This is a genomic window from Bradyrhizobium sp. 142 (assembly GCF_023074015.1).
Lineage (GTDB): Bacteria > Pseudomonadota > Alphaproteobacteria > Rhizobiales > Xanthobacteraceae > Bradyrhizobium.
In genome coordinates this window covers 1-15,098 of record NZ_JADPKQ010000510.1, presented here as the reverse complement: position 1 = coordinate 15,098, position 15,098 = coordinate 1, and the positions used below count along the sequence as shown (strand labels likewise).

Below are 15,098 nucleotides of genomic sequence, written 5' to 3'. Positions count from 1 at the left end.
ACAAGCCTCCGCCAGTCAATCCCAGCAAGCCAAAGCCCAGGTTCTCTCTCGACCAGCTGGAGCTCATCTATGTGTGATTTTCCCGGGACAGCCCTGCGCCTGCCGGGAGAGGGCTGGGGTGGGGGTGTCTCCGCGTCGGGACTGTTGATGATTGCGGAGGACATCCCTTCGTGGCGAGAGCCCTCACCCGCCGCGCTCTGCGAGCGCGTCGGCCTCTCCCGCAAGCGGCAGAGGCCGAGCAAGCCCGCGGACAATCCGCGTGAAATCCAGATGCGATCGCCCGGCCGGGACAGAGGAGCCTCACCCTGGCCGGGCGAGGCTCCCCTGTCGAGACAGGTTCGATCAGGCCGCAACGCGGGACGGCGTAGCCTTGCCGGCCTGGCGCTTCGGCAGGGTCATGACGTGCGTGGCGTAGAGGGTCATGCCGGTGAAGGCGAGACCGCCCACGAGGTTGCCGAGCACGGTCGGGATCTCGTTCCAGATCAGATAATCCATGATCGAGAATTTTGCGTGCAGCATCAGGCCCGAGGGGAACAGGAACATGTTCACGACGGAATGCTCGAACACCATGTAGAAAAACACCAGGATCGGCATCCACATCGCGATGACCTTGCCGGAGACCGAGGTCGAGATCATGGCGCCGACGACGCCGGTCGAGACCATCCAGTTGCAGAGCATTCCGCGCATGAACAGGGTCGCCATGCCGGCGGCGCCATGCGCGGCATAGCCGAGCGTTCGGCCTTCGCCGATGTTTCCGATGGCGGCGCCGACCTTGTCGGGGTCTTGCGTGAAGCCGAACGTGGTGACGAAGGCCATCATGAAAGCCACGGTGAACGCGCCGGCGAAGTTGCCGACGAAGACGAGGCCCCAGTTTCGCAGCAGGCCGCCAAACGTGACGCCCGGGCGCTTGTCGATCAGCGCCAGCGGCGAGAGAACAAACACGCCCGTCAGGAGATCGAAGCCGAGCAGGTACAGCATGGCGAATCCGACCGGAAACAGCAGCGCTCCGATCAGCGGCTGGCCCGTGTTCACGTTGATGGTGACGGCGAACCATGCCGCCAGCGCGAGGATGGCGCCGGCCATGTAGGCCCGGATGATGGTATCCCGGGTGGACATGAAGATCTTGGATTCGCCTGCATCCACCATCTTGGTGACGAATTCCGAAGGCGCGAGATACGACATCAATGGTTCCTTTTGCTTCGTAAGTGGGATCGCCACGCCCAGGAGCGCGGCTGAACATCATTGGCCGTGCGGACAGGTCTGCCGCGCACGAGGTCTGGAGAGCTTTGGAAGCCTTGGGAATCGCGTCACGACGACCGAGCCGGGGAGGCCGTAAAGCTGTTGAGCTTCCGGGCTACAGCCGCCAGCGGCTGCAACAATGCGGCAAGCCGCAGTCTTCGTTGACGTCCATGGAAATGCAAATTGCGTGCCGAGTGAGCCGGTTAAGGAAACAGAGTAATATCAAACAGATGGTGCGCTCGCCGGTCCGGCTTTTGCGTGCGCTGCGGCCCTTTGCTTAAGCGATTGCATAAGTCTTGTGCGCTGCACACCGAGTGGGCAGATCGCAAATTTCCCGTGCGGAACAACGCCTGCGACAGTCTGGCACAGCCTTCGTAACCCACTCACTAGCCAAGGTTTTCCGCCACGGCGCGCTTGGCATGAAGCTTGAATAGTTCCAGGCCGACGCCATTGAAGCCGTCCCGCGAGACTTCTCATCCGAATTGCCGACGCCACCAGGCGGGGGTTTCCCCGTCGCGCGTTCGCATGCGCTGCTTCAGGCGTCGCCGGACGGACGGGCTGCTCGTGTGCACTGACGCAATCATTCGCAACGACGCAAAGGACGACACCAGTTATGACCAAGCGCATTCGCCGGCCCTCGGAGAGTGGCCTCAGCCGCCGTCAATTGTTGAAGGCGGCCGGCAGCACCGCCTCACTTCTCGCCGCCGCCAAACTGAATTTCCCGGCCGGCGCGTTCGCGCAGGATGCGGGCCCCGAGGTCAAGGGCGCCAAGCTCGGCTTCATCGCACTGAGCGACGCGGGCCCGCTGTTCGTCGCCAAGGACAAGGGCCTGTTCGCCAAATACGGCATGCCCGACGTCGACGTGCAGAAGCAGGCGTCTTGGGGCACCACACGCGACAACCTCGTGCTGGGCTCCGAAGGCAACGGCATCGACGGCGCGCATATTCTCACCCCGATGCCATATCTGATCTCCGCCGGTAAGGTGACCCAGAACAACCAGCCGACGCCGATGTACATCCTGGCGCGGCTCAATCTCGACAGCCAGTGCATCTCCGTTGCGAACGAGTATGCCGACCTCAAGCTCGGCGTCGATGCATCTCCCTTCAAGGCTGCCCTGGAGAAGAAGAAGGCCTCCGGCAAGTCCCTGAAGGCGGCGATGACCTTCCCCGGCGGTACGCATGATCTCTGGATCCGCTACTGGCTCGCGGCCGGCGGCATCGATCCCGACAAGGACATCGAAACCATCGTGGTGCCGCCGCCGCAGATGGTCGCCAACATGAAGGTTGGCACCATGGACTGCTTCTGTGTCGGCGAGCCCTGGAACCTGCAGCTGATCCACCAGGGCATTGGCTACACCGCCATCAACACCGGCGAGCTCTGGAACAAGCATCCCGAAAAATCCTTCGGCATGCGCGCAGCCTTCGTCGACAAATATCCGAAGGCCGCCAAGGCGATGCTGATGGCCGTGATGGAAGCCCAGCAATGGTCCGACAAGGCCGAGAACAAGCCCGAGCTCGCCGCGATCATGGGCAAGCGGCAGTGGATGAACTGCCCGGTTGAAGACGTGCTCGACCGCACCGCCGGCAAGTTCGATTACGGTCTTCCCGGCAAGGTGATCGAGAATTCGCCGCACATCATGAAGTATTGGCGCGACTTCGCCTCCTATCCGTTCAGGAGCCACGACCTTTGGTTCATGACGGAGGACATCCGCTGGGGCAAGTACGAGCCGACCTTCGACAGCAAGGCGCTGATTGCGAAGGTCAACCGCGAAGACATGTGGCGCGATGCGGCCAAGACGCTCGGTGTCGCAGCCTCAGAGATCCCCACCTCGACCTCGCGCGGCAAGGAGACCTTCTTCGACGGCAAGGTGTTCGATCCCGAAAATCCGGCCGCCTATCTGAAATCGCTCGCGATCAAGCGCGTCGAAGTCTGATGGGAGCCAGCGGCCGCCCGGTGGGCGGCCGCATAGTCCTTGCGAAGCCGGAGAGAGATTGCAATGAACATGCCTGCCACCAAGATGGACATTGAGACCGCGACGCCTGCGGGCCCCGCCGCGCCGGTCGTCGCGATGACGCCGAAGCGGCCGCCACGGCGCGAGACGTACGCGCGGATGGCGAGGGAGACCGCCGTTCGCGTCATCCCACCGCTGGTCGTGGTCGCGCTGCTGGCGCTGGTATGGGAGCTCATCTGCCGCCGCGCGGGCTCGGCGCTGCCGCCGCCATCAAAGGTGTTCAAGGACACCAAGGAGCTGATCCTCGATCCGTTCTTCGACCATGGCGGCATCGACAAGGGTCTGTTCTGGCATCTCTCCGCCAGTCTCCAGCGCGTCGCGCTCGGCTATTCGCTCTCCGCGGTCGCCGGCATCGCGCTCGGTGTGCTGGTCGGGCAATCAGTCTGGGCGATGCGCGGGCTCGATCCGCTGTTCCAGGTGCTGCGCACAATCCCGCCGCTGGCCTGGCTGCCGCTGTCGCTCGCGGCGTTCCGCGACGGCCAGCCCTCGGCGATCTTCGTCATCTTCATCACCTCGATCTGGCCGATCATCATCAACACCGCGGTCGGCATCCGCAACATCCCGCAGGACTATCGCAATGTCGCGGCAGTGGTGCAGCTCAATCCGCTCGAGTTCTTCGGCAAGATCATGATCCCGGCGGCGGCGCCCTATATCTTCACGGGGCTTCGCATCGGCATCGGCCTGTCGTGGCTCGCGATCGTCGCGGCGGAGATGCTGATCGGCGGCGTCGGCATCGGCTTCTTCATCTGGGATGCCTGGAATTCCTCGCACATCAGCGAGATCATCTTGGCACTGTTCTACGTCGGAATCATCGGCTTCGTGCTCGACCGCCTGATCGCAGGCCTCGGCAAGATCGTCACCCGCGGCACCGCGCAGAACTGAGGGGAGAGAGCACATGACCGCCTATCTGAAGCTCGACCACATCGACAAGGTTTTTACCCGCGGCGCCGCCTCCACGGAGGTGCTGAAGGACATCAGCCTGACGATCGAGAAGGGCGAATACGTTTCGATCATCGGCCATTCCGGCTGCGGCAAGTCGACCCTGCTCAACATCATCGCAGGCCTGACCGGCGCCACCACCGGCGGCGTGCTGCTGGAGAACCGCGAGGTCAACTCGCCGGGTCCCGACCGCGCCGTGGTGTTCCAGAACCACAGCCTGCTGCCCTGGCTCACTGTCTACGAGAACGTCAGGCTCGGCGTCGACAAGGTCTTTGCCAGGACCAAGTCGCGCGCCGAACGCGACGCCTGGGTCATGCACAATCTCAACCTCGTGCAGATGGCGCATGCCAAGGACAAGCGTCCCTCGGAAGTCTCCGGCGGCATGAAGCAGCGCGTCGGCATTGCCCGCGCGCTCGCCATGGAGCCGAAGGTGCTGCTGCTCGACGAGCCCTTCGGCGCGCTCGACGCGCTGACCCGTGCGCATCTTCAGGATTCGGTGATGGCGCTACACCAGAAGCTCGGCAACACCATTTTGATGATCACCCACGATGTCGACGAGGCCGTGCTGCTGTCCGACCGCATCGTGATGATGACAAACGGTCCCTCCGCGCGCATCGGTGAGGTGCTGGAGGTGCCGCTGGCGCGCCCGCGCAAGCGGCTCGATCTCGCCACCAACACCACCTATCTGAAGTGCCGGCAGCGCGTGCTCGAATTCCTCTATGAGCGACACCGCTTCGTCGAAGCCGCGTAAGCGCGTCGTTAATACGTGACGTGCGCGCACAAATAACAGACATCGCGCTCAATTCTTGTGCGTCGCACAAGGATTGAGCGAATCGCAAAATTTGCATGCGAAATCCGCCTGCAAAAGCTTCGGGCAACGCGAAATAAGCCCCTGAATTCTCTGTATTTCCCAATCGCGCGCAATTGGCACGGAAATTGAACCACCTTTTCTGACGCCAACGACGACGTCCCTCAACATCATCAATCAGCATCGTGAACTCGCCACCGGGGCTTGGCCTCGGCGCGCGCCTCCTTGCCTGGAGGCTGAGCCTGCAACGGCGCAGCGGTGAGCCTAGAAGGGATACTCAATGACGAAGAATCCGACTCTGAACTCCACATGGATTTCAGACTGGCGCCCCGAAGACGAGGCGTTCTGGAATGCGACTGGCAAGACCATCGCGCGACGTAACCTGATCTGGTCGATCGTGGCCGAGCATATCGGCTTCTCGGTGTGGCTGATCTGGAGCATCGTCACCACCAAGCTGCCGCAGGCGGGCTTCCATTACACCACCGACCAGCTGTTCCAGCTCGTCGCGGTGCCGGGACTGATCGGCGCCTTGATGCGCTTTCCCTACACGTTCGCGGTCACGACCTTTGGCGGCCGAAACTGGACCATTTTCAGCGCGGCAATCCTGTTCATCCCGACGCTGTCGCTCGCCTATTTCGTCAGCGAGCCCGACACGCCGTTCTGGCTGATGCTGCTGATTGCCTCGACCGCGGGCCTCGGCGGCGGCAACTTCGCCTCCAGCATGACCAACATCTCGTTCTTCTTCCCCGACCGGATGAAGGGATGGGCGCTCGGCCTGAATGCGGCCGGCGGCAACATCGGCGTCTCCAGCGTGCAGCTGCTGACCCCAATCCTGATGACGCTTGCCGTCATCAACCTGTTCCAGGCAAGCCCCGTCGACGGCGTCTTCCTTCAGAACGCCGGTCTGATGTGGGTGCTGCCGATCGCGATCGCGGTGTTCGGGGCGGTGTTCTTCATGAACAACCTCACCACGGCCAAGTCGTCGATCAAGAACCAGCTCGCGGTGGTCAAGCGCAAGCACACCTGGATCATGGCGTATCTCTATATCGGCACGTTCGGATCCTTCATCGGCTATTCCGCGGCATTCCCGCTGCTGATCAAGACGCAATTCCCCATGGTGACGATCGCGATCGCGTTCCTGGGCCCGTTGGTCGGCTCGCTCTCGCGCCCGTTCGGCGGATGGCTGGCCGACAAGGTCGGCGGCTCCATCATCACCTTCTGGAATTTCATTGCGATGGCGGCGGCGACGGTCGGCGTGGTCTATTTCGTCGGGCAAAAGGATTTTATCGGCTTCCTGTCGATGTTCCTGATCCTGTTCGTCACCACGGGCATCGGCAACGGCTCGACCTACCGCATGATCCCCTCGATCTTCCGCGAGCAGAACCTGTTCAAGGTGCGTGGCAAGGGCGATGCGGCGCGCGCGCTGGCCATGAAGACGGCGAGCATCGAGAGCGGTGCCGCGGTCGGCCTCATCGGCGCGGTCGGTGCCGTCGGCGGCTATCTGATCCCGAGCGGTTTCGGTAAGTCCATCGCCCTCACCGGCGGACCGCAGCTCGCGCTCGCGATCTATCTCGCCTTCTACGCCTCCTGTCTCGCCCTGACCTGGTGGTTCTACCTGCGTCGCAGCCCGCAGGGTGAAGGCGCGCCAAGCCTCGCCGAAGCACGTGTGTGACACTTGGTACGAATCTCGCTTCTCCCCGTACGCGGGGAGAAGCATTGGCCGGAACGTTTGACCCATGAACTTTTTCCGCAATGGCGCGGACAAAGGCGGACCTAACAGCCAGGAGAACATCGTGACATCAGAACAGATCACCCTCGTCCAGCAGAGCTTTTCCAAGGTCGCGCCGATTTCCGCGCAGGCTGCGGTGCTGTTCTACGATCGCCTGTTCGAGGTGGCGCCGTCCGTGCGCGCGATGTTTCCCGAGGACATGACCGAGCAGCGCAAGAAGCTGATGGGCATGCTGGCCGCCGTCGTCGGCGGCCTGTCGAACCTGGAATCTATCCTTCCCGCGGCCTCGGCGCTGGCCAAGCGCCACGTCGCTTATGGCGCCAAGGCCGAGCACTATCCGGTGGTCGGCGCGACCTTGCTGTGGACCCTAGAAAAAGGGCTCGGCGAGGCCTGGACGCCCGACCTGGCAAAAGCCTGGACCGACGCCTACGGCGTGCTGTCCGGCTTCATGATTTCCGAGGCCTACGGCGCGCAGCCGCAGGCGGCTGAATAGGAGATGCCTTGTGAGTGAACCGCTCGTCATCGTCGGTAACGGTATGGCGGCCGCGCGTCTGGTCGACGAGCTCGCCAAGACCTCGCTCGGCCGCTACGCGGTCGCCGTGATCGGCGAAGAGCCGCGACTTGCTTACAACCGGGTGCTGCTCTCCTCCGTGCTCGCGGGGGAGACCGGCTCGCACGAGATCGAGCTCAGGCCCGCCGACTGGTGGCGCCATCGCGGCGTCACGGTGCGCTATGGCTACCGCGTCACCGAGATCGACACCGGTCGCCGCGAGCTCAAGATCGAAGGCGAGGAGAGCATGGAATATTCCAAGCTCGTGCTCGCCACCGGATCGACGCCGCTGCGGCTGAACGTATCAGGCGCCGACCTTGCTGGGGTGCACACCTTCCGCGACACCCGCGACGTCGATCTGCTGCTGACGCTCGCGGCGGTCAAGAAGCGCGTCGTTGTAGTCGGCGGCGGCCTGCTCGGGCTTGAAGCGGCCTATGGGCTGGCCAAGGCCGGTGCGCCGGTGACGCTATTGCATCTGATGGACCGGCTGATGGAGCGCCAGCTCGATCTGCCGGCCGCCGATCTGCTCAAGACGCTGGTCGAGCGCAAGGGCATCCGCATCCTGCTCAACGCCTCGACCGCCCGCATCCATGGTGAGGGGCACGTCGAAGCCGTCGAGCTGGCAGACGGCAGCCGCATCGAAGCCGACGCCGTGATCTTCGCCGCCGGCATCAGGCCCAACGTCGCGCTGGCCAAGGACGCCGGCATCGCGGTCAACCGCGGCATCGTTGTCAACGACGAGATGCAGACAGCCTCGCCCGACATCTACGCGCTCGGCGAATGCGCCGAACATCGCGGCATCTGCTACGGTCTGGTCGAGCCGGCTTATGAGCAGGCGCGGGTGCTGGCGCGGCATCTTGCCGGCCGGCCTGCTTCCTACCAGGGCAGCGTGGTCTCGACCAATCTGAAGGTCTCGGGCGTCAGCGTGTTTTCCGCCGGCGACTTCATGGGCGGGGAGGGCAGCGAGAGCCTGGTCCTCACCGACCGCAGGCGCGGCACCTACAAGAAGCTCGTCATCGGCGACGGCCGGCTCACCGGCGCCGTGCTGATCGGCGATACCGTCGATGCGCTCTGGTATCTCGAGCTGATCCGCAATCGCGAAAAGGTTGTGGCAATCCGCACGGACATGATGTTCGGCCGCGCGCTCGCGCGTCCCTCCAAAGCAGCTTAACGGGGCGGCTCGAGATGACGGTGATTGATCCCACGCTGCGCACCACCAAGACGACCTGCCCCTATTGCGGCGTCGGTTGCGGCGTGCTGGCGACGCCCGACGGCAACGGCGGCGCGGCGATCGCAGGCGATCCCGATCATCCCGCCAATTTCGGCCGGCTCTGCTCGAAGGGTTCGGCGCTCGGCGAGACCGTGGGGCTGGAAAGCCGGCTGCTCTATCCGATGATCCGCTGCAAGGGCGTGCTCGAACGCGTCGCCTGGAGCGATGCGCTCGACCATGTCGCCCATCGCATGCAACACATCGTTGCGCGCGACGGCGCTGACGCGGTCGCGTTTTATCTTTCCGGCCAGCTTCTCACCGAGGACTATTACGTCGCCAACAAGCTGATGAAAGGCTTCGTCGGCACGGCCAATGTCGACACCAATTCGCGGCTCTGCATGTCGTCCTCGGTCGCCGGCCATCGCCGCGCCTTCGGGGCCGATACCGTGCCCGGCTGCTACGAGGATCTCGACGAGGCCGATCTTCTGGTCTTCGTCGGCTCGAACGCCGCCTGGTGCCATCCGGTGCTGTTCCAGCGCATGCTGAAGAACCGGCAGGAGCGCGGCGCGCGCATGATCGTGATCGATCCGCGCCGCACCGACACGGCCGGCGACGTCGATCTGTTTCTGGGCCTCAAGCCCGGCACCGACACCGCGCTATTCTCAGGTCTCTTTGTCCATCTCGCCGACAACGGTGCACTGGACCAGGACTATATCGCAGAGAACACCTCGGGTTTTGATGACGCGCTCACGCGTGCGCGCAGCATTGCCGGCAGCGTGACTGCGACCGCGCTTGCCACCGGCCTCACCGAGCAGGACGTTGCAAGCTTCTTCAAGATGTTTCGCGACACGCCGCGCGCCGTCACGCTCTATTCGCAAGGCGTCAACCAGTCCGCGCAGGGCACCGACAAGGTCAACGCCATCCTGAACTGCCATCTTGCCACCGGGCGTATCGGCAAGCCGGGGGCCTCGCCGTTCTCGCTCACCGGTCAGCCCAACGCGATGGGCGGCCGCGAGGTCGGCGGCCTCGCCAACCAACTCGCCGCGCACATGAACTTCACCCCGCCCGATATTGATCGGGTGCGCCGGTTCTGGAAGGCGCCGCGCATCGCCACCCATGAGGGCCTGAAGGCGGTGCAGCTGTTCGAAGCGATCGACCGCGGCGAGGTCAAGGCGTTGTGGGTGATGGGCACCAATCCGGCGGTGTCGCTGCCCGATGCGGACTTCGTGCGCGAGGCGCTGAAGAAGCTCGAACTGTTCGTAGTGTCCGAGAATGTGCTTTCCAACGACACCGTCGACGCCGGCCCGCACGTGCTGCTGCCGGCGCTCGCCTGGGGCGAGAAGTCGGGCACAGTGACCAATTCCGAGCGCCGCATCTCGCGCCAGCGCTCGTTCCTGCCGGCGCCGGGCGAAGCGCGGCCGGACTGGTGGATCCTCAGCGAAACCGCCAAGCGCCTCGGCTTCGGTGACAGCTTCAACTACAAATCGGCCGCCGACATTTTTCGCGAGCATGCCGCGCTTTCGGCGTTCGAGAACGATGGCAGCCGCGATTTTGACATCGGCGCGCTCACCTCGCTGTCCGACGACGCCTTCGACGCATTGAAGCCCGTGCAGTGGCCCGCGCGCGAAGGCGGGGCGCCTGGCGAGCGCTTCTTCGCGAGCGGCGGCTTCTTCACCAATGACGGCAAGGGCCGCTTCATCGCGCCGGAGGTGCCGGCGCTACGCGGCGAAACCTGCGCCTCGCGCCCGCTGCGGCTCAACACCGGGCGTATCCGCGATCAGTGGCACACCATGACGCGCACGGGCCTGAGCCAGCGGCTGGGTGCGCATCTGCCCGAGCCGTTCGTCGAGATCCATCCCGACGATGCCAACAAGTTCGGCGTCGTCCATGATGGTTTTGCCCGCATCACCACCGACTACGGCCAGTGCATCCTGAAGGTCGTCGTCAGCGAGCGGCAGCAGCGCGGCACGCTGTTCGCACCGATCCACTGGAGCGCGATGAACGCCTCGCACGGCCGCGTCGGTGCGCTGGTGCAGTCCTTCACCGATCCGTTCTCAGGGCAGCCGGAATCGAAAGCGACGCCGGCTGCGATCGCGCCGTATGAATACGTCTTCCGCGGCTTCGCGCTGTCGCGAAAGCAGCTCGACCTGCCGCCGAACCTGTTGTGGACGCGCGTCAGCGTCGCCGGCGGCTTCGGTTATCTCTTCGCGGACAATGCCGATCTCGCGCGCTGGCCGGCCTGGCTCGACGGCGTCGCCGGCGAGGATGTCGCTGACTATCGCGACTTCGGTGGCGGCGTCTATCGCGCCGCCTCGTTCGCGGGCGATCGCATCGAGACTTGCCTGTTCGTCGGTCCCGCCCACGACGCCGGCGACTGGGAGGTGGTGAAGAGCCTGTTCGTGGCCGACCGCGTCACCGACGAAGAGCGCCGCATGTTGCTGTCCGGCAAGTCGGGCGAGGGCACCGCCTCGACCGGCCCGATCGTCTGCGCCTGCTTCGGCGTCGGCCGCGGCACGATCTGCGACACCATCTCCGCCGGCGCGCGCACCGCTGCCGAGATCGGCACAAAACTCAAGGCCGGCACCAATTGCGGCTCCTGCATCCCCGAGCTGAAGCGCCTGATCGCGACGAGCGAGGCCGCGCCGCCAAAGCAGGCCAAGCTCGCGGGCGCAGCGGGTTAAGACCGGCTCTTTCCATTGTCATTGCGAGCGCAGCGAAGCAATCCAGAGTCTCTCCGTGGTGACAGTCTGGATTGCTTCGCTCCGCTCGCAATGACGATGTGGATGTAGTTGCGCACGAATTTCTGCGATGACACCCGCCGCAATCGACGGCCGCGCCGCTGTGTCCTATGGTGCCTGCCGTCCAACAGCTTGCTATCGTCGGTGAACTGAACTCTTCTCCGTGGCAGTCGCTTGAACGAGAGATCGGCATCGGAGAAGAACATGCGAAAAAATCCCTTCGGCCAGACCGGCGCAAACGTTTCCGTCATCGGGCAGGGCACCTGGTATCTCGACCATGGCGACCGCAAGCGCGCGATCACGGCGCTACAGCGTGGGCTCGATCTCGGCATGACTCATATCGACACCGCCGAGATGTACGGTGACGCCGAACTCGTCATTGCGGACGCGATTGCGGGCCGCCGTGATGAAGTGTTCCTTGTGTCAAAAGTGCTGCCGAGCAACGCCTCGCGCCGCGGCACGATTGCGGCCTGCGAGCGCTCGCTGAAGCGGCTCAAGACCGACCGGCTCGATTGTTATCTCTTGCATTGGCGCGGTTCCTATCCGCTGGAAGACACCGTCGCCGCGTTCGAGGAACTGGTGAAGACCGGCAAGATCAAATCCTGGGGCGTTTCCAATTTCAATGCCGACGACCTCGACGAGATTCTCGACGTTGCAGGCGAGGGCAGGATCGCTTGCAATCAGGTGCTCTATCATCTGAAGGAACGCGCGATCGAGCACGCGGTGATCACCTGGTGCGAGCGACACGGCACAGCGGTGGTCGCCTATTCGCCATTCGGCCATGACGATTTTCCAACGGGCAACAGCAAGGGCGGCGCGGTGCTTGCGCGCATCGCGGAAACGCGCGGCGCCACGCCGCGTCAGGTCGCGCTGGGTTTCCTCACCCGTGCAACTACGGTGTTCGCAATTCCCAAGGCATCATCTGCGGAACACGCGGGCGAAAACGCGGCGGCCGGCGATCTCGTGCTGACGAAAGACGAGATTGCAGCGCTGGATGCGGCGTTTCCGTGCGGTCCCAAGCCGCGCGGCCTGCCCATGCTGTAGTGCAGCAACGCGCATTATTAATGGAATATTGACGCGCGCGGCGATCGGCGCATATCGGCATCCTGTTTTCTGAAGTTGTGAAAGCGGCGCATTTGTCGTTTTTTACGACCGCTCCCGATTCGCAATTTTTCCCGAGTTCCAGCCGTGACTCCGCCGCCCGCCGCAGCCGCAAGGCTCGATAGTATTTCCATGCCTATGCCCGAAAAGAAGAAGGTCGGCCGCCGCGCTCCCGCGCGCGTCGATCATCCCTTCAAGGGCATTGCGCTGGTGCTGTTGTCGACCGTGTTCCTCGGCTGCTCCGACGTCACCGCGAAATATCTGTCGACGAGCCTGCCGTCGATCGAGATCACCTGGATCCGCTTCGTCACGTTCGCGCTGATGTTCACGCCGGTGATGTTTCCGCGCTCGCCGGTCTATGCGATGCATACCCAGCGGCTCGGTTTGCAGTTGATGCGCGGTGCCGCGCTGCTCGGCTCCTCGCTGTTCTTCATCACTGGCCTCGGCTTCCTGCCGATCGCGGAAGCCTCTGCCACCGGCTTCGTCTCGCCGTTGTTCGTCACTGCGTTGTCGATCATCTTCCTCAGCGAGAAGGTCGGAATGCGCCGCTGGATCGCGACGGCGCTCGGCTTGATGGGCGTGTTGATCATCCTGCGGCCGGGCTCGAGCGCGTTCCACATTGCCGCGATCTTCCCGATCATCTCGGCGTTCTGCTGGGCCGCCGCACTGATCCTGACCCGCATGATCAGCGGGCGGGAAGCCGTCGTCACCACGATGGCCTATTCCGCGCTCACCGGTGTCGCAATCCTCACCGTGATGGTGCCGTTCGTCTGGGTGACGCCGAGCTGGACCGCGATCGGGCTCGGCATCGTGATCGGCGTTGCGTCCACGGTGGGCCAGTGGATCATCGTGCTCGCCTATCGCTATGGCGATGCCTCGGTGCTGGCGCCGTTCTCCTACACGCAGCTGCTCTGGGTCAGCATTTTGGGCTTCTTCATCTTCGGCGAATTGCCGGACGTCTGGACCATCACCGGCGCGGCCTTCATTGTCGCAAGTGGTCTCTATATCGCCCATCGCGAACGCATCCGCCGCGCCCAGCTCCTGATCCTGGAAGAGCGTTCGCCGAACGCCTGACGCAATATCGCGCAGTCCGCTTCGTGCTATCGACCGCTCCAACAACAAGGGAGGAGCCGGATGCGCGCTGCGATTTTCAGGAACGGTGAGATTGTCGTCGACCGTATGGCGGAGCCGAAGCCGGGTTCCGGCCAGGTGCTGGTCAAGACCCTCACCTGCGGCATCTGCGGCTCAGATTTGCACGCGCGCCAGCACGCCCATCGCATGGTGGAGATGGCGCAGAAGGTCGGGCGCAAGCCGATGGACTTGTCGCGCGACGTCGTGTTCGGCCATGAGTTCTGCTGCAAGATCGTCGATTACGGGCCCGGCACGCTGCGCAAGCTCAAGCCGGGCACCCGCGTCTGCTCGCTGCCGGCGCTCGTGACGCCGCAGGGCATCGAGGGCATCGGCTATTCCAACGACAATATCGGCGGTTATGCCGAGGCGATGCTGCTGAGCGAGCCGCTGCTGCTCGAAGTGCCCAATGGTCTTGCCGCTGAACACGCGGCGCTGACCGAGCCGATCGCGGTCGGGGTTCACGCCGTGGCCAAGGCCAACATTCGCGGCGGTGAGGTGCCGCTCGTGATCGGCTGCGGTCCGGTCGGGCTCGCGGTCATCGCCGCGCTCAGGATCAAGGGCCTGCATCCGATCGTCGCCGCCGACTATTCGCCGGCACGCCGTGCGCTTGCGGCAAAGCTCGGCGCCGATATCGTCGTCGATCCCAGGGTATCGCAACCCTACGCGACCTGGGCCGAGCACGCACAGATGTCGGAGGCCAAGAAAGCTGCGCGGCCGCCGTTGCAGGCCATGCTGCCGGCACTGAAGCCTGCGATCATCTTCGAATGCGTCGGCGTGCCCGGCCTGTTGCAGCAGGTGTTCGAGGGCGCGCCGCGCGATGCAAGGATTGTCGTGGTCGGCGTCTGCATGGAGACCGACCGAAGCGAGCCCATGCTCGGCATCATGAAAGAGCTGAGCGTTCAGTACGTTCTCGGCTACACGCCGGACGAATTTGCAGCGTCACTGCGCCTGATCGCGGAAGGGCAGGTGGACGCCGCCGCCATGGTGACCGCCGAAATCGGCATCGACGGCGTGGCGAAAGCCTTCGCCGATCTCGCCAATCCCGAGGTGCACACGAAGATCATCGTGCAACCGTGGCGATAAAGCACCCGTCATTGCGAGCGTAGCGAAGCAATCCAGTCTGTCGCCGCGGAAAAGACTCTGGATTGCTTGTGCGCCAGGCAAGCTGGCGCGGTCCAACCGGTGGAAGTCCGGTCCGGGTAAGCCGTAGCGGGCGCCCGGTAGTGAGTGTTGCGGTGTCGTCGGCGACGGCGGCAGCGAAGCGTACACAACGATGCTGTGGGGTGGCTATTGAGCCGCGAAAGACAGAAACTCGCAGAGGCCGAGGCGGTAAGCAACGTCGAAGGCAACATGTGCGGTCCCGTTATGCGAGGGGCTGACGCTCTGCCGTGGTCGAAGACCCCATCACGCAGTAAGGGACCGCGCCGGAACCTGGGAGGTCCCGCGTTCGACCGCAGGCGGCATGCGCCTTCGGTCCGCATCGGGAAGGCGAGGAGCCGAAGCCGATGACGAACGAACGCGGGAAGTCGGACGTGGCCACAGTGCGAAGCCGGCGAACGAGGCAGAGCGATCTGCGAAAGGAGCTGGTGGAGCGAAGGGCCGCGACCAAGGGGAATGCGGACCAGCAAAGCACGACCCTGAC

11 protein-coding genes are annotated in these 15,098 nt (G+C 64.0%); 10 read left to right on the top strand and 1 reads right to left on the bottom strand.

The features are described 5' to 3' along the window. Window positions 1-342: 342 nt before the first annotated feature. Window positions 343-1,182, bottom strand: a complete 840-nt coding sequence (locus tag IVA82_RS45885; RefSeq protein WP_247388924.1) for a formate/nitrite transporter family protein — start codon at window positions 1,180-1,182, stop codon at window positions 343-345. A 670-nt stretch (window positions 1,183-1,852) separates the two neighbouring features. On the opposite strand from IVA82_RS45885, the gene IVA82_RS45880 reads away from it, so the two are divergent. The 10 genes from IVA82_RS45880 (at window position 1,853) to IVA82_RS45835 (ending at window position 14,539) form a co-directional block, all read left to right on the top strand. Continuing rightward, the gene (locus IVA82_RS45880) at window positions 1,853-3,172 is read left to right on the top strand and encodes a CmpA/NrtA family ABC transporter substrate-binding protein (protein ID WP_247388925.1); all 1,320 of its coding nucleotides are present in this window, start codon (window positions 1,853-1,855) and stop codon (window positions 3,170-3,172) included. Window positions 3,173-3,235: 63 nt separating this feature from the next. After that, complete coding sequence (gene ntrB, locus IVA82_RS45875; protein WP_247388926.1) at window positions 3,236-4,132, top strand: nitrate ABC transporter permease; 897 nt, start codon at window positions 3,236-3,238, stop codon at window positions 4,130-4,132. Window positions 4,133-4,145: 13 nt separating this feature from the next. Next, complete coding sequence (locus IVA82_RS45870; RefSeq protein ID WP_247493942.1) at window positions 4,146-4,940, top strand: ABC transporter ATP-binding protein; 795 nt, start codon at window positions 4,146-4,148, stop codon at window positions 4,938-4,940. A 337-nt stretch (window positions 4,941-5,277) separates the two neighbouring features. Beyond that, window positions 5,278-6,669, top strand: a complete 1,392-nt coding sequence (locus IVA82_RS45865; protein WP_247388928.1) for an MFS transporter — start codon at window positions 5,278-5,280, stop codon at window positions 6,667-6,669. A gap of 121 nt (window positions 6,670-6,790) precedes the next feature. Beyond that, a complete protein-coding gene (locus tag IVA82_RS45860; protein WP_247388929.1) occupies window positions 6,791-7,219 on the top strand; it encodes a globin family protein in 429 nt (142 codons plus the stop codon). A gap of 10 nt (window positions 7,220-7,229) precedes the next feature. Then, the gene (locus IVA82_RS45855; RefSeq protein ID WP_346658799.1) at window positions 7,230-8,447 is read left to right on the top strand and encodes an FAD-dependent oxidoreductase; all 1,218 of its coding nucleotides are present in this window, start codon (window positions 7,230-7,232) and stop codon (window positions 8,445-8,447) included. Window positions 8,448-8,461: 14 nt separating this feature from the next. After that, window positions 8,462-11,167 (top strand): nitrate reductase, encoded by a 2,706-nt coding sequence (locus tag IVA82_RS45850; RefSeq protein ID WP_247388930.1) that lies wholly within the window; start codon window positions 8,462-8,464, stop codon window positions 11,165-11,167. Between the two features lie 261 nt (window positions 11,168-11,428). Continuing rightward, window positions 11,429-12,268, top strand: a complete 840-nt coding sequence (locus IVA82_RS45845) for an aldo/keto reductase (RefSeq protein ID WP_247388931.1) — start codon at window positions 11,429-11,431, stop codon at window positions 12,266-12,268. 189 nt (window positions 12,269-12,457) lie between these two features. After that, on the top strand, window positions 12,458-13,399 hold the full coding sequence (locus IVA82_RS45840; RefSeq protein ID WP_247388932.1) for a DMT family transporter: 942 nt from the start codon (window positions 12,458-12,460) through the stop codon (window positions 13,397-13,399). Between the two features lie 60 nt (window positions 13,400-13,459). After that, on the top strand, window positions 13,460-14,539 hold the full coding sequence (locus IVA82_RS45835; protein ID WP_247388933.1) for a zinc-binding dehydrogenase: 1,080 nt from the start codon (window positions 13,460-13,462) through the stop codon (window positions 14,537-14,539). Window positions 14,540-15,098: the final 559 nt, after the last annotated feature.